This window comes from Kitasatospora sp. NPDC058115, from assembly GCF_042884635.1.
Lineage (GTDB): Bacteria > Actinomycetota > Actinomycetes > Streptomycetales > Streptomycetaceae > Kitasatospora.
In genome coordinates, this window is the sequence record NZ_JBHVTL010000005.1 from 207723 (window position 1) to 223017 (window position 15295).

General features: G+C 75.3%; 12 protein-coding genes and 1 pseudogene. 9 read left to right on the forward strand and 4 right to left on the reverse strand.

The features are described from left to right. The first annotated feature begins 73 nt into the window (after positions 1–73). Complete coding sequence (locus ACFVVL_RS07425; protein WP_380297572.1) at positions 74–874, forward strand: SGNH/GDSL hydrolase family protein; 801 nt, start codon at positions 74–76, stop codon at positions 872–874. 101 nt (positions 875–975) lie between these two features. On the opposite strand, the pseudogene ACFVVL_RS07430 reads toward ACFVVL_RS07425, so the two are convergent. The 3 genes and pseudogenes from ACFVVL_RS07430 to ACFVVL_RS07440 all read right to left on the reverse strand — a co-directional run. Further along, positions 976–1386, reverse strand: a pseudogene (locus ACFVVL_RS07430) (nitroreductase/quinone reductase family protein); the annotation flags it as partial. Positions 1387–1737: 351 nt separating this feature from the next. Then, on the reverse strand, positions 1738–2919 hold the full coding sequence (locus ACFVVL_RS07435) for a polysaccharide deacetylase family protein (protein ID WP_387672041.1): 1182 nt from the start codon (positions 2917–2919) through the stop codon (positions 1738–1740). Between the two features lie 214 nt (positions 2920–3133). Further along, the gene (locus ACFVVL_RS07440) at positions 3134–5044 is read right to left on the reverse strand and encodes an AMP-dependent synthetase/ligase (RefSeq protein ID WP_387672044.1); all 1911 of its coding nucleotides are present in this window, start codon (positions 5042–5044) and stop codon (positions 3134–3136) included. Positions 5045–5506: 462 nt separating this feature from the next. Between ACFVVL_RS07440 and ACFVVL_RS07445 the strand changes: the two genes are divergently transcribed. From ACFVVL_RS07445 to ACFVVL_RS07470, 6 genes are all read left to right on the forward strand, one after another. Continuing rightward, positions 5507–8452, forward strand: a complete 2946-nt coding sequence (locus ACFVVL_RS07445; protein ID WP_387672047.1) for a nitrate- and nitrite sensing domain-containing protein — start codon at positions 5507–5509, stop codon at positions 8450–8452. Next, complete coding sequence (locus ACFVVL_RS07450; protein ID WP_380297310.1) at positions 8449–8868, forward strand: roadblock/LC7 domain-containing protein; 420 nt, start codon at positions 8449–8451, stop codon at positions 8866–8868. Before ACFVVL_RS07445 ends, ACFVVL_RS07450 begins: the two co-directional genes overlap by 4 nt. Positions 8869–8876: 8 nt before the next feature. Continuing rightward, positions 8877–9413, forward strand: a complete 537-nt coding sequence (locus ACFVVL_RS07455; RefSeq protein WP_387672050.1) for a DUF742 domain-containing protein — start codon at positions 8877–8879, stop codon at positions 9411–9413. Positions 9414–9558: 145 nt separating this feature from the next. Beyond that, entirely contained in the window at positions 9559–10107 is a 549-nt protein-coding gene (locus ACFVVL_RS07460; RefSeq protein ID WP_387672219.1) for an ATP/GTP-binding protein, read from the forward strand. 263 nt (positions 10108–10370) lie between these two features. Continuing rightward, the gene (locus ACFVVL_RS07465; protein ID WP_387672053.1) at positions 10371–10499 is read left to right on the forward strand and encodes a hypothetical protein; all 129 of its coding nucleotides are present in this window, start codon (positions 10371–10373) and stop codon (positions 10497–10499) included. Positions 10500–11050: 551 nt separating this feature from the next. Then, the gene (locus ACFVVL_RS07470) at positions 11051–11854 is read left to right on the forward strand and encodes a winged helix-turn-helix domain-containing protein (RefSeq protein WP_387672056.1); all 804 of its coding nucleotides are present in this window, start codon (positions 11051–11053) and stop codon (positions 11852–11854) included. Between the two features lie 66 nt (positions 11855–11920). Here the strand turns inward: ACFVVL_RS07470 and ACFVVL_RS07475 are convergent, their stop codons facing one another. Beyond that, positions 11921–12703, reverse strand: a complete 783-nt coding sequence (locus ACFVVL_RS07475; RefSeq protein ID WP_380297301.1) for an IclR family transcriptional regulator — start codon at positions 12701–12703, stop codon at positions 11921–11923. Between the two features lie 400 nt (positions 12704–13103). On the opposite strand from ACFVVL_RS07475, the gene ACFVVL_RS07480 reads away from it, so the two are divergent. Both ACFVVL_RS07480 and ACFVVL_RS07485 read left to right on the forward strand, forming a co-directional pair. After that, on the forward strand, positions 13104–14168 hold the full coding sequence (locus ACFVVL_RS07480; protein WP_387672059.1) for an ABC transporter substrate-binding protein: 1065 nt from the start codon (positions 13104–13106) through the stop codon (positions 14166–14168). 101 nt (positions 14169–14269) lie between these two features. After that, on the forward strand, positions 14270–15289 hold the full coding sequence (locus ACFVVL_RS07485; RefSeq protein ID WP_387672062.1) for an NrtA/SsuA/CpmA family ABC transporter substrate-binding protein: 1020 nt from the start codon (positions 14270–14272) through the stop codon (positions 15287–15289). Positions 15290–15295: the final 6 nt, after the last annotated feature.

The following is a 15295-nucleotide window of genomic DNA, read 5'->3' on the forward strand; positions in this document are numbered from 1 at the left end:
GGCATGACAACTTCACACGTTAGCTACCGCCTGGTATCAAATTGCGTGACACACGTCACTACCAGGAGACCACATGTCGCGCCCTGCCCGAGTCATGTCCGTCGCCGTCACCGCGGCCCTCGTTTCCCTGACCACGCTGGCCTCCGCCGGCTCGGCCCACGCCGCCGGTGTCAACTACGTCGCCCTGGGCGACTCGTACTCCGCCGGCGTCGGTGCCGGCAGCTACACGAGCGAGAGCGGGAGCTGCAAGCGCAGCACCAACGCGTACGCGTACCTGTGGAAGAACGCGCACGCGCCGTCGTCCTTCAAGTTCGTCGCCTGTTCCGGAGCGAGAACCGGAGACGTGCTCAACAGTCAGATCTCCGCGTTGAGTTCGACCACCACGCTGGTCAGCATCAGCATCGGCGGCAACGACGCGGGCTTCGCGAGCACGATGCAGACGTGTGTCCTGGACACCGAGAGCGCCTGCCTCAACGCCGTCGCCACCGCGAAGAACTACGCCACCGCCACGCTGCCCGGCCAGCTCGACAAGGTCTACGCGGCGATCCGTGCCAAGGCGCCGAACGCCCGCGTCGTCGTGCTCGGCTACCCGCACATGTACAAGGTCGGGGGCAGCTGCATCCTCGGCATCGGCGACACCAAGCGGGCCGCCATCAACGGTGCCGCCGACACGCTCGACGACGTCGTCGCCAAGCGCGCGGCCAACGCGGGCTTCGCCTTCGGCGACGTCCGCTCGATCTTCCGCGAGCACGAGATCTGCGGCTCCAGCACCACCTGGCTGAACAGCACCACCCTGCCGGTCGACGAGAGCTACCACCCCAAGGCCGCCGGCCAGTCGGGCGGCTACCTCCCGGTCTTCTCCGCCCAGGTCTGAGCGGATCCGCCCGGGCCCGAGCGCGGCTCAGGCCCTGACCGGGCCCGGGCCCGCCGGTCCCTCACAGGGGGAGGGACCGGCGGGCCCGTCCACGGTCAGTGGCGTTCCAGCGCGACCACCGGCAGCACCCGCCGGGTGTGCCGCTGGTAGTCCCCGTATCCGGGCGCGGCCCGGACGACGGCCGCGAAGAGCCGGTCCCGCCGCTCGCCCCCGGCCGGGACGGCGGTCGCGTCGAACACCTCCTCGCCGAGCTCCACCCGCACCGCCGGGCGGGCGACCAGGTTGCGGTACCACTGCGGGTCCTCGGCCGCCCCGGCCGCCGAGGCGACGATCAGCAGCAGGCCCTCGGCCCGTACGAATCCGAGCGGGACGGTGTGCTCCCGGCCGGTCCGCGTGCCGGTGGTGGTCAGCAGCAGGAGGTCCCCGCCCTCGAAGGGCCCGCCGACCCTCCCGCCGTTGGCGCGAAACTCCTCGATGACGGACTGATTGAACGACGAATTCGACATGGGCATACGTCTGTACGCATCTCCGGAGAAGGAAGAGCGGCCACCGCGCCTCGGCCGTGGCCGCGGGGAACGGGTCAGAAAAGGGGAGCGGAGCAGGTACTCGTCACGCGTCGTCCCTCGGTGTCGGGTGCCGGCTCGGCTGCCGGCCGGCCCACTTCTCCGTGGCCGGCGCCGCGCTGCACGGGCCCCATCCCAACACCCCGCCCGCGACCTGTCAACGAGCGCCGGCCGACGCAACGGGCGCCACCGGAAGGCCGACGGGGGCAACGGTCGCGCCGCCGGCCCCGTGCGGGACCGGCGGCGCAGGACGGTGCGTGGCAGTACTGGCAGTACGTGTCAGTGCGTGGCGGCGCGGCGTCAGCGCAGGTACGACGCCAGGCCCGCGGGCTTGAGACCGGCGATCTCGGCGGCGGCCAGGGCACGCTGGAGGTCACCGGCCAGGGTGTCGGTCCAGTGCATCAGCACGACGTCCCCGGGGGACAGGGTGCCCTCGTGCCAGATGTTGGAGGCGCCCCAGCTGAAGTCCGCGTCGGCGGTGAGCACGGTGCGCATGCCGCAGTTGGCGGCGGCCTGCAGGGTGTCGGTGTTCCAGGCGAAGTACGGCGGGCGGAACACGGTCGGTGCGGTGCCGAACTGGCGGGTCAGCGAGTCCCGGGCGTCGCAGATCTCCACCTGCTGCTCGGCGGGCGAGAGCTTGGTGAGGTCCGGGTGGGAGACGCTGTGGTTCTGCACGGAGGAGCCGGGCACCGCGGTGACCCGCTGGAAGTAGCCGGGGTTGTTGGCGGCGGCCATCGGCAGCGGGAAGGCGGTGATCGGCAGCTGGTGGTCGGCGATGAACCGCTCCGCCTCCGGGGTGGTCTGCCAGCCGTCGTCGACGGTGAAGAAGACCACCTTGTCGCTGGTCGGCACCGAGGCGGCGGCGGTCGCCGGGGCGGGGGCCGGGCCGTCCACCCGGACGTCGTCGACCGCGAACGGGCCCTGCTGGTACCAGCCGTGGACGGTGAGGCGGACGGTGGTCGCGGTGGCGCCGGCGGTGAAGCGGGTGGTGAGCTTCTGCCAGCCGCCGTGGGTGTCCTCGGTCCAGTCGGGGGCGGTCGGACGGTCGGTGCCGTCGGTGGCGCCGAGGAAGACGAACGTCCCGCGGACCCAGGCGGAGGCGGTGTAGGTGGTACCGGGCTGGACCGAGACGGTCTGCGTGCACGCGCCGGTGGAGTCGTCGCCCGCCGGGGTGACGGCCAGGGCGGAGGTGCCCGAATGCGGGGCGGCGGCGGTGACGGAGGCCTCGGCGGGCCCGCCGGAACAGCGCCAGCCGGGCACGCTGCCCCAGTCGGCGAGCGAGGAGGCGGGGATCTCGAACCCGGGGTTGGTGGCCAGGTTGACGGCGGGAGCGGCGGCGGCCCCACCGGACGCGGCCGAGGCCGAGGACACGGATGCGGACTCGGACGCCGCCGCGGCGGGCCCGGCGAGACCGGCCACCAGCAGCGCGGCGGTCGCGGCGAGCGCGGACAGGCGTGCGGGCATGCGCGAGGAGATGGACACGTGGGGACTCCTGCGTGGGGACGCGGCCGTTGGGGCGGACGCGCGGTGAAGGGGAGGTGGCGGTGTGCGTGGGGGTGCTCCCGGAGGGGGCGGGAGCCGTCGGCGTGCCGCACTCTGACCGGACCAAAACAATGGACTGGACCACTCCGATCGTCAAGGAGTGACGGCCGGGTCGGCGCCACCGGCCGCGCCGAAAGCGGGACGAGACGGTCCGTCAGGGGGCGTAGAGCTCCTCGATGTCCGCCGCGTAGTACTCCGCGACCGCCGCCCGCCGCACCTTCAGCGAGGGTGTCATCAGCCCCTGCTCCACGCCGAACTCCCGGGGCAGCAGCCGGAACGCGCGGATCGACTCGGCCCGCGAGACGGCGGTGTTGGCTGCGGCCACGGCCCGCTGGATCTCGGCGTGGAGCTCCTCGTCGGTGAGCACCGCCCACGGGTCCGCCTGCCCGCGCCCGCGCCGTTTCAGCCAGTGCGCCAGCGCCGCCGGGTCGAGGGTGATCAGCGCGGCCACGTACGGGCGGTCGTCGCCCACCACCAGGCACTGCGAGACCAGCGGGTGCGTCTCGATCCGGAGCTCCAGGGCGGCCGGGGCGAGGTTCTTGCCGCTGCTGGTGACGATGAGGTCCTTCTTGCGGCCGGTGATGGTCAGGTAGCCGTCCTCGTCCAGGCTGCCGAGGTCGCCGGTGCCGAACCAGCCGTCGAACAGCGACTCCTCGGTGCAGCGCGGGTGGTTGAGGTAGCCGCCGAAGACGCCGGGGCCGCGCACCCACACCTCGCCGTCGTCGGCGATCGCCACCGTGGCGCCGGGCACCGGCCGGCCGACCGTACCGGCCTTCGCCCGCCCGGGCGGGTTGCCGGTGATCGCGGCCGAGGTCTCGGTGAGCCCGTAGCCCGTGTACAGCTGGAAGCCGATCCCGGTGAAGAAGAGGCCGAGGCCGCGCTCCAGCGTCGAGCCCCCGCACATCAGCGCCCGCAGCCGGCCGCCGAACACGGCGCGCAGCCGCTGGTAGACGGTCCGCTCGTAGGCGAGGTGGCGCAGCCGCAGTGCGGCGCCGGGGCCGGGGCCGCGCCCGAACACCCGCAGCTCGCGGGCGGTGGCCCAGTCCACGGCCACCTGCCGGGCCTGGTCGAACAGTTCGCCGCGCCCGGCCTCCTCGGCGGAGCGGCGGGCCTGCTGGAACACCTTGTCGAGCACGTACGGGACGACGAGCAGGAAGGTCGGGCGCAGCGCGGCGAGCGCGGGCAGCAGGGCGTCGGTGGACACCTCGGAGACGTGGCCGAGCCGGAAGCCGCCGCGCACCGCCGCGATCTGCACCATCCGCCCGTAGACGTGCGCCAGCGGCAGGAACAGCACGGTGGAGGGCTGGTGGCCGCCGGTGTCGCGCAGCGCCTCGCCCCAGCAGTCGAGCAGCGCGTCGGCGGCGGTGGCCAGGGCGCCGTGGGTGATCGGACAGCCCTTGGGGCGCCCGGTGGTGCCGGAGGTGTAGACGACGGTGGCGACGGTGTCGGCGGTGACGCCGAGCCGCTGGCGGTGGACGAGGGAGTCGGGGACCCCGTGCCCGTCCTCGACGATCGCGGCGACGCAGCCCCGGTCCAGCTGCCAGATGCCGGTCAGGTCGGGTAACGCGTCGCAGACCGCGCCGACGGTCATCGCGTGGTCCTCGTCCTCCACCAGGCAGGCCGTCGCCTGGGTCTCGGCGAGGATCCAGCGGACCTGCTCGGGTGCGGCGGTGGGGTAGACGGGCACGGAGATCGCGCCGATCGACCAGAGTGCGTAGTCGAACAGCGTCCACTCGTAGCGGGTGCGGGACATCAGCGCGACCCGGTCGCCGTAGCGCACGCCCCGGGTGAGCAGGCCCTTGGCGAGGGCGAGCACCTCGTCGCGGAAGCCGGCCGCGGTGACGTCCTGCCAGCCGCTTCCGGCGGCGTCCTGCCACCGGCCCCCGGTGGGGTCCTGACGCCCGCTCCCGTCGGCGCGGTGCCGGCCGTGCTGCCGGGGGGCGGCCCCGTCGGGGCGGGTCAACTGGACCAGGGCGGGTGAGCGTTCGGCGGTGTCGTAGAGCGAGTCGGCCAGTCCGCCGGCGGCCGGCGGTCCGGCCGGGGCGGGGGTGGTGAACTCGCGCACGATCCCCCCGATCAGTCCTGCAGGTGGAGCGAAACTATCGGATGGCGTGCCGACTGCCCAGGGTTGTGACCGTGACGCGACGAGATCGGCACCGGGTCGTGCGCAAAGTGCCGTGGAACGGCCGTCCGCCGCCGGTCAGCGGCCTGGAGGCGGCTTGGAGGCGGCGGGGAGGGCGGCACCGGGACGGCACGGCGACGGCGCCAAACCGGTGATCTTGGTGCCGATCCGGACACGATCCGGTCCGGGGCGAAGAGAGGCCGGGTTCGACCCTCGAACGAGTGGTCAGGGCGTAGTAGAGTCTCGCAGACCCGCGGCCGGGTCTCCCGGCCCGGCCTGCGGAACCACCCCCGGGCCGGCACCTGGTCCGTACCAGCCCGCCCGTCGTCCGCGCCGAACCACGCCCCCCACCGACCCCGCCGCCCGCACCCCGTCCGCGCCTGGCACTTCCCGACCGAGGACTCCATGCGTCTGCGCAGCAGCTCGATCCGCGCGAAGATCATCGCGCTGCTCCTGGTGCCCATCGTCGCCCTCGCCGCCCTCTGGGCGTACGCGACGCTCACCACCGCCGGGGACGTCTGGAGCCGGCTGGACCTCAGCAGGACGTACAAGGAGTTCGGCACCCCGGTCGACCAGTACGCACACGACCTGCAGAACGAGCGCCGGGCCGCCGTCAAGCGGCTGGCCGACCCGGCCTCGCGCGCCGCCCGGGACGCCCTCGAACAGGCCCAGGCCGTCACCGACCGGGACCTCGCCGTGCTGCGGCAGAAGAAGGACACCGGCAGCGGCCGGCTCGACGAGGCCCAGCGCGGCCGCCTGCTGCAGATCCTCGCCGCCGCCGACCAGCTCCCCCCGCTGCGCGCCCAGGTCGGCCGCGCCGCGCTCAACTGGGAGTTCGCGCTCGCCCAGTACACCGACCTGGTCAAGCCCACCTTCGGCTTCCGGTCCGCCTTCGTCGCCCGCCAGAGCGGCCAGCTCCCGCGGCAGGGAACGATCCTGACCGAGCTGGTGCGCGCCCGCGAGTACCTCTCCCAGGAGGACGCGGCCATGGAGGGCCTGCGCACCGCGCCCGGCCGCCCGACCGCCGAGCAGTACCAGGTGGCGCTCGACGCCCTGCACAACCAGCAGGCCCTGTTCACGGTCTACATCGCCGAACTGGACCCGGTCGACCAGGCCGACTACATCGCCCTGCGCGGCGGCGAGGCCTGGGCCTCGCTCGCCCGGGCGGAGGCGGACTTCGTCGGCGCGGGCGGCCCCGAACGCGTCGTCCAGGCGATCAACGGCAGCGACTGGCGGCGGACCGCCGACCACGCGCTCGGCGACCTCGCGGCGATCAACACCCGGCTGGCCGGCACCATCGACGACCGCGACCACTCGTACGCGGTCGGACTGCTCTGGCGCGGCGGCATCGCCGGTGTGATCGGCCTGGTCGCCGTGGTGCTCTCGGTCCTGATCTCCTACCGGATCGGCCGCGGCCTGGTCCGCGAGCTGATCGGCCTGCGCAACGCCGCCAACGAGCTGGCCGGCACCCGGCTGCCGTCGGTGATGCTGCGGCTGCGCAAGGGCGAGGCGGTGGACGTCGTCACCGAGGCCCCCGAGCTGGAGTTCGGCCCGGCCGAGATCGGTCAGGTCGGACGGGCGATCAACGCCGTGCAGCGGGCCGCCGTCGAGGCCGCCGTCGAACAGGCCGAGCTGCGGCGCGGCGTCTCCGCGGTCTTCGTCAACCTGGCGCGGCGCAGCCAGGTGCTGCTGCACCGCCAGCTGACCCTGCTCGACACCATGGAGCGGCGCACCGAGGACCCGGCGGAGCTGGAGGACCTCTTCAAGGTCGACCACCTCACCACCCGCATGCGCCGGCACGCCGAGGGCCTGATCATCCTGGCCGGCGGCTCGCCGGGCCGGGCCTGGCGCAAGCCGGTGCGGATGGTGGACGTGGTGCGCGCGGCGGTCGGCGAGGTCGAGGACTACGCCCGGGTGATCGTCCGGCCGTTCCCCGGCACCGGGCTGCTCGGCAGCGCGGTCGCGGACGTCACCCACCTGGTCGCCGAACTGGTCGAGAACGCGGCGGTCTACTCCCCGCCGGCCACCCAGGTCACCGTCCAGGGCGAGGTGGTGGCGCACGGCTTCGCGCTGGAGATCGACGACCGGGGGCTCGGGCTGAGCGAGCAGGCCCTCGCCGGGATCAACGAACGCCTCGCCGTGGAGCAGGAGTTCGACCTCGCCGACACCGACCGGCTGGGGCTGTTCGTGGTCAGCCGGCTGGCCCGGCGGCACGGCATCCGGGTGCACCTGCGGCCCTCGCCGTACGGGGGGACCACGGCGGTGGTGCTGATACCGCGCGAGCTGCTGGCGGAGGCCCCGGACGGGCTGCCGGAGCCGCCCGGCGCGGGCGCGGCTGCGGCCGGGGGACGACGGGCGGCGGCGGGCCGGCGCGACCTCGTCGCGGTGCCCGGGCCCGGCGGGACGAACGGCGCGAGCCCGGCGAACGGCGGGGCCCGGACGAACGGTGCGAGCCGGACGAACGGTGCGAGCCCGGCGAACGGCGCCGACGGGGAGGGCGGACGGCACCGGAGCAGCGGGGGGCCGCGCCCCTCGGCGCCCGAACCCGCGCGCACGCCCGGCGGACTGCCGCGCCGGTCGCGGGGCACCGGCGGGCCGGTGCTCGTCCCGGCGCCGGGCGGCGAGCCCACCGGACCGGGCACCGGCCGGCACCGGCGTGCCGAGGAGCGGGGCGCGACCGTGGCGGACGCCGCGGCCGGGGCCCCCGCGCCCACCGTTGCGCCGGGTGACGCCGCGCCGCGTGCCGGGGCGCCGTCCGAGGCCGTCTCCCCGGGCGGCCTGCCGCGCCGCGTCCGGCAGGCGAGCCTCGCCCCGCAGTTGCGCGAGCGGGCGGCGGAGACCGCTGCCGCCGCCCCGGCCGGTACCGGCCCGGACGGCGCCGAGGCGGCCCGTGAGCGTTCGCCCGAGGAGGCCCGGGCCACCTTCGCCTCGTTCCAGCGCGGCTTCACCCGTGGCCGTGGCGCCACCGGTGCCCCGGCCGCTCCCGCACCCCCGCCGCGGCCGGCGCCGTCGCCGCGGCCCGCGCCCGGCTGGCAGCCGCCGGACCCCGGGCGCCGCGCGATCAGCCCGGCGCCCGCCCCGGCGGCGCTGCCCGGCCCGTCCGGCGGCGAGCCGGCGCCGCTGGCCCGCCGCGCGCCCGTACCGCCGCCGACCAGGCTCGTCCGCGCTCCGCGCGTCACGGCGGAACCGGGCGCACCCGCCGGTCCGTTGTCCGACGGGCCGACCGAAGGCACCGCACCACCCGCACCACCGGCACGACCCGCTCGACCCGGTCGACCCGCACCACCGGCAGGACCCGCACCACACGCAGGACACGCACCACCCGCACCAGCGGAAGGAACAGATTCATGACCACTACGACGCAGTCGCCCGGAGACCTCAACTGGCTCCTGGACGACCTGGTGGGACGCGTCGCCGCACTGCGGCATGCGGTGATCCTCTCCAGCGACGGCCTGGCCACCGGAGCCTCCCGCGACCTCGACCGCGAGGACGCCGAGCACCTGGCCGCCGTCGCGGCGGGCTTCCACAGCCTGGCGAAGGGCGCCGGCGGGCACTTCAAGGTCGGTGGCGTGCGCCAGACCATGGTCGAGCTGGACGAGGCCTTCCTGTTCATCACCGCCGCCGGTGACGGCAGTTGCCTGGCGGTGCTGAGCGAGGCCGAGGCGGACATCGGCCAGATCGCCTACGAGATGGCCCTGCTGGTCAAGCGGGTCGGCGAGCACCTGGCCGCCGAGCCGCGCGCCGACGTGGCCCCGCCCGGGAGATGAGCGGTCCGATGGCGGACGAGGAACCGACACCGGTGCCGCCGGAGCCGGCCCCGGTCTCGGGGCCGGTCCCGGGAGCGGACGGCCCGGGGCCGGGCGGGCGGGAGCCGGACGGCCCGGACGGGGGCGAGAGCGGGCTCGACCTGTTCCAGCCGCGGACCCCGGTCGACGACCGCTGGTTCGACGACGAAGCCGGCCCGGTGGTGCGGCTGTTCTCGATGACCCGCGGCCGCACCCGGCCGGTCGAGGACGGCCTGTTCGACCTGATCTCGCTGATCACCGCCAAGGACCCCGCGCCGGCCACGGGGGCCGTGCCCGCGCACGTACTTGACCCGGAACACCAGACCATCCTGGCCTGGTGCCGCCGGGAGCCGATCTCCGTGGCCGAGCTCGGCTCCTACACCGACCTGCCGGTCAGCGTCGTGCGCGTCCTGCTCGGCGACCTCTACGACGCCGACCTGATCAGCGTCACCCGACCCGTTCCGCTCGCCGAGCTGCCGGACGAGCGCCTGCTGCGAGACGTGATCAATGGACTCCGTGCGCTCTGACCTCCCCGCGACCGCGCCCGCCCCGGTACCGTCCGCCCCGGTGCCGTCCGCCCCGGTACCGTCCGCCCCGGTGCCGCCCGCCCCGGCGCCGTCCGGCGGCGACCGGGCCAACGACCCGCGCTGGCGGGGCGGCCCGGCGGTCGCGGTGAAGATCCTGGTCGCCGGCGGCTTCGGCGCGGGGAAGACCACCCTGGTCGGCTCGGTCAGCGAGATCCGCCCGCTGCGCACCGAGGAGGAGCTCAGCGAGCTGGGCCGCCCGGTGGACGACACCGCGGGCGTGGAGGCCAAGCGCACCACCACCGTGGCGATGGACTTCGGCCGGATCGACCTGCGGCCCGGGCTCGCCCTCTACCTGTTCGGCACGCCCGGCCAGGACCGGTTCTGGTTCGTCTGGGACGAGCTGGCCCGGGGCGCGCTCGGCGCGGTGGTGCTCGCCGACACCCGGCGGCTGGCGGACTGCTTCCCCTCGGTGGACTTCTTCGAGCAGCGCGGCATCCCGTTCCTGGTGGCCGTGAACTGCTTCGAGGGCAGCGAGGTCTTCGCCCCCGAGGAGGTCCGGGACGCGCTCGACCTGGACCCGGGGATCCCGGTGGTGCTCTGCGACGCCCGTCTCCGGGAGGACGGCAAGAAGCTGCTGGTGGCGCTGGTCGAGCACGCGGCGGCCCGCCGCCGGAGCGCGCCGGCCGCGGTCTGAGGGGCCGCGGCACGGCTTCTCCGGCGCCCTCCGCGGCGGGTGGCACCGCGTCAGCGTCTCATTCCGGTGTTCACATGCCGGACGATCGCAGCGCGGCAGGTTGCCTTGACCGGCCCGGCGTGGAAGGCTCTGGGGAGAAGGCCGCCCGGCCCGCCGCCGGGGTGCCTCGAACGTGCCGCGCACCCATGGTGCCCGGCACGCGCGCCGCAGCACGCCACAGGGACGTGCCGGCGCACCGGGACCAGAGGGGGGAGGGCCGCACCGTGAACGCCGAGCAGCGACGTACCGCGGCCGTGTCCGCCGCCCTGGTCCTCCCCGCCCCGGTCACCCCGGCGCTGACCGTCCGGCGGTACATCGACCACGCGCTGATCTGCAGCGCCTGCTGTCGCTGACGTCGCCACCCTTCGCCGACCACCTCACCGTCGCCGCCGCCCGCCGCCCGGGGAACCCTCCCGGCCGGTTCGGCCCCTCCGGACCACCCCAACGGGTCCGGCTGAAGGCGACGGCCCCTCGCACCGTCGACCCGGCAGCTCCGGACAGCCGTCCGGCGCGCCGCCGTCGTCCCTGCCCGCTTCGCGGAGAGCACCAGTGAACCTCGCCAGCACCACCCTCCACCCGGCCACCGCCACCACCGTCACCGTCGGCGCCGCTCTCCGCGCCGCCGCGGGGACGGCCGGGGCGGCACGGGCGATGCGGTGCGCGACGGGGTCCACCTGGCCGGATGGGCGCGGGAACCACGCCGTGGACGGCAGAAGAGGTCGGTACCCCGACCTTGAGCCGTTCTGGACGTCCCGGCAGCCGCACCTGTTCGACCAGACGTGTCCGGGGTCGCCCAGCGCGTCCCGGCACTCCTTCCGCTGACCTCGGGTCAGTCCTCGGCAGCACGCCCGGTCGACGCGCAGACGACTCCACCCCGTCCGTCACGCGCGAAATGAGCGGCATCATGTCCTCCACCTCCACCGCCACCCTTCCCCTCCCCTCCGCGACCCCGCACCTGCGCGCGGTCCGCTCCGTCTCCCCGACCCCCGACCGCCGCCACGGCGGGCCCGTCGCGCCCGCGACGGCCGGCCCGACCGTGCCCGCGCCCGCTTCCGGCCCGGCCCCGGTCGTGCCCTCGCTCCCGCCGCAGGCGCTGCTCGCGGCGCTGCCCGAGGGCGCGGCGGTGGTCGCCGCGCTCCCGCAGGGCTCGCTGCCGCAGGCCCTGCTCGCCCAGTACGGGGCGCAGTTCGGCGCCTCGGCGGGGCAGCCGATGGTCGGCTACCTGGTGCTGGTCCCGGCCGAGGGCGGTGCCGCGCCGGCCGGCTTCCCGGTCGCGTCCATCGGAGCCCCGGCCCCGGCCCCGGCCCCCGCGCCCTTCGGTTCGGCGCCCTTCGCCTCCGGCCCGTCCGCCGCGCCGCTGTCCGTCCCCGCCGCCGCGCCGTCCGCCGCCGGGAGCCACGTGCGCCCGGTGCGGCCCGCCGGCCGCGGCATCACGGTCGACGTGGAGCGCCGCAACGCCTACGTGGACGGGCGGCTGCTCGACCTCACCTACCTGGAGTTCGAGCTGCTCGCCCACCTGACCGAGCACCCGCAGCGGGTGCACACCCGCGACCACCTGGTCTCCGCCGTCTGGGGCTACGGCCACGTCGGCGACGGCCGCACCGTGGACGTGCACGTGGCCCGGCTGCGCCGCAAGCTCGGCGTGGCCTACCGGGACAGCATCGTGACGGTCCGCCGGGTCGGCTACAAGTACACCCCGGTCGCCTGATCCCTTCCCTGGCGGGGCCGGGCGTTCCTCCGAACGCCCGGCCCCTTCGGCATGAGTGACGCCCCGTCAGATCCGCTGGTCCGGCGGCAGCAGCAGGACGGCGAGCGCGGCGGCGCAGGATCGTGCATGGCCGAGGAACCAGTCCAGCCGCTCGTCGGTGAGGTGGACGGGCGTCGAGCGGACGGCGAGCGCGAACCGGGCCTGTCCGGCGCCGTCCAGCACCGGAACCGCCACGGTGCGCACCCCGGCCGCCGACTCACCGTCGTTGAGCGCGTGGCCGGCCGTCCGCACCTTCGCCAACTCCTCGTCCAGGCGGCCCGGTTCGGTGATGGTCCGGTCGGTGAACGGCGGCAGCGGGCCCAGCGTCGAGACGCCCGCGTCGCCGGGGCGCGGCCAGGCCAGCAGCACCTTGCCGAGCGCGGTGGAGTGCAGCGGCCGGCGCAGCCCGAGCCCGGTGTCCGGGCGGACCGAGGCGCCGACCAGGATCACCGCGTGGGGGCCGCTGCGGATCGCCAGGTCGGCGGCGGCGCCGGTGCGCCGCGACAGCAGGTCGAGCTCGGGTGCGGCCAGGTGCAGTCCCCTTTGGTGGAACGAGAGTTGGCCCAGCTCGGCGACGGCCGGGCCGAGCCGGTAGCGGGCCGTCTGCTCGTCCTGCTCCAGGAAGCCGGCGCTGACCAGGGTGCGGGCCAGCCGGTGCGCGGTGGAGACCGACAGGGCCATCCGGCGGGCCAGGTCCGAGGCGCTCAGGTCGGGGCCGTTGTCGTGGAAGCAGTGCAGCAGCCCGAGGGCCCGCTGGACGGCCTGGGCGCCGGCCGGCGGTCCCTGGGCGGCGGTGGCGGCCTCGGCCATGGCACCTCTCGTTCTGTTCCCGGCTCCGGCCGATTCACCGGAGTTGCTCCCAGACTATGGCAGCGCGTGCTGCGGGAATGTGTCAACGGCGTTGCAAAAGGATGCCGTTCATGAACAACCGATCCCATGATGTGGCAAACCCTTGTCCATCGGCCGCTCGTCGTGGAACGCTCGGCACAGCGCACCGGACGAACCCCGTCCACCGCGCGCCGACCGCAGGAAGGAGCAGCGCCGTGACGTACCGCCGGTGCCCCGCCCCCTGCGCCTGTTGTCGCTGACGCGCCGCTTCCGTCCGCGTCGACCACCCTACGCAACTCCCCGCCCCGCCACGCCTGGTGACCCGTGCCGCGCCGCGCCCCGCCGCAGCCGCGCGCACCCTGCCGCAGAGGACCAGCCCACCGTGCCCAGCCACGACCGCTCCACCACCGCCGCCGCCGCGGCGACGACCGCACCCGAGGCGCCCGACACCCTCTGGTTCACCCGCTGCCCCGTCCCCACCGCGACCGGCATCGCGGCCGACCGGGGCTGGCTCGGCCGGGAGTTCGCCGCCGACGGCATCGCCGTCCGCTCGCTCCAGGACGTGCCGCCGGAGGTGGCCGCCGACCACCACTACACCCACGCGCTGACCGGACTGTTCCGGGAGGGCGGCAACGTGCCGGCGCTCTGGGCCCGTTCGCGCGGCGAGCGGACCAGGCTGATCGGGCTCACCTGGATCGAGGAGCGGCAGGTCGTCCTGGTCCGGGCCGGCAGCGGCATCACCGGTCCCGGGCAGCTGCGCGGCCGCAGGCTCGCCGTCCCACGACATGGGATCGCGATCGACTTCTGGCGGGCGATGGCGCTGGCCGGGCTGCACGGAGCGCTCTCGCTCGCCGGCCTCACCCTGGACGACGCCGAGCTGGTGGACGTGCCGGCCGTGCCGGACGGCGGCCAGTGGGCGGCGGAACTGGCCGCGCTGCGCGACGGCGTGGTGGACGCGGTCTACGTGAAGGGCGCGCTCGCGGTCGAGGCGGCCCGGCGGATCGGCGCGGAGGTCGCCGTCGAGCTGGACGCGGCGCCGGACCGCCGCGCCCGGGTCAACAACGGCACGCCCCGGCCGATCACCGTCCACCAGCGACTGCTGGACGAGCGCCCGGACCTGGTCGCCCGCTTCCTCGCCGTGCTGCTGGAGGCGGCCGACTGGGCCGCCGAACGGCCCGGGGAGGTCGCCCGCATCCTGAGCGCCGAGACGGGCGCGGGGGAGGAGGGCGTCGCCGGCGCCTACGCCCGCGGCGGCCACCGCACCCTGCACCTCGACCTCTCCGAGGAGCGCCTGGCCCTCCTGGAGCAGCAGAACCGGTTCCTGGAACGGCACGGGTTCCTGGCCGGCCCGGTCGACGTCCCCTCCTGGGCCGACCCCGAGCCGCTCCGTGCCGCCCGCGCCCTGCTCGCCGCCCGCCGCGCCGAAGGGCGGACGCACGGCGGCTGACGGCCGCCGCTCCCCGAAGCCCCCCGGCGGTCCGCCCGCCCCGCCGACGCCGCCCGCCGACGCCCCCGACCCGACCTCGCCCCCTCTCAGGAGTCGACCCCGTGAACCCCTCCCGCCTCGCCCTCGCCGCCGCCGCACTGCTCGCCACCACCGTCCTGGCCGCCTGCGGCTCCTCCGCCGACGGCGCCGGGGACTCCTCCGCCGGCGGCAAGGCCGAGGTGGTGCTCCGGGTGCCCGACCCCGGCAACAACGGCTTCCTCGCCCTCGGGAAGAAGGACGGCTCGCTCGACCGGGCGCTGGCCGCCGTCCACGCCAAGGTGGCCTGGACCGGCAGCGCCGGCCCGTTCGCCCCCGCCGCCCAGGCGCTCTCCGCCGACCAGCTCGACGTCGCCCAGGGCTCGATCACCTCCGCCGTCGCCGCGCTCGCCCAGAAGCCCGGCTTCAAGCTCTTCGCCCAGACCGCCCCCGACGGCGTCGGCGAGGGCATCCTGGTGAAGAACGACTCGCCGATCAGGAGCGTGCAGGACCTCGTCGGCCGCAAGGTCGCCGTCAGCCAGGGCGGCACCAGCGAGTACCTGCTGCTGAAGGCGCTGGAGAAGAACGGCGTCCCGGCGGACAAGGTCGAGCGGGTCTACCTGCGCGCCGACCAGACCTCGGGCGTCTTCAACTCCGGCCAGGTCGACGCCTGGGCCACCTGGAACACCTTCTCCACCCCGACGATCGCCAACTCCGCCTCCCACTTCCTGGTCAACGGCAAGGAGGTCGGCTCCGACAACTACGCCGTCTGGGCCGTCCGCAACGGCTTCGCCGACAAGCACCCCGAGGTGGTCAGGGCCTTCTACGACTACCTGCGCGAGAACGGGCTCAAGGAGAAGGCCGACCCGGCCGCCTACCTCAACGTCTTCACCGACTCCGGGCCGACGGCCGTCACCCCCGCCGAGAAGGACGTCGCGATCGCGGTCTCCCGCCAGGGCTCCGCGGCCGGCGCCATCGGCGAGGGCGACATCACCCGGTTCGGCACCGTCGCCGCGTTCTTCGCCGACCAGAAGGTCACCAAGCAGCTGGTCGACGTCAAGCCCTACCTGATCGACGTCGACAAGCTCGGGTCGGGTGCCAAGTGAGCGTCA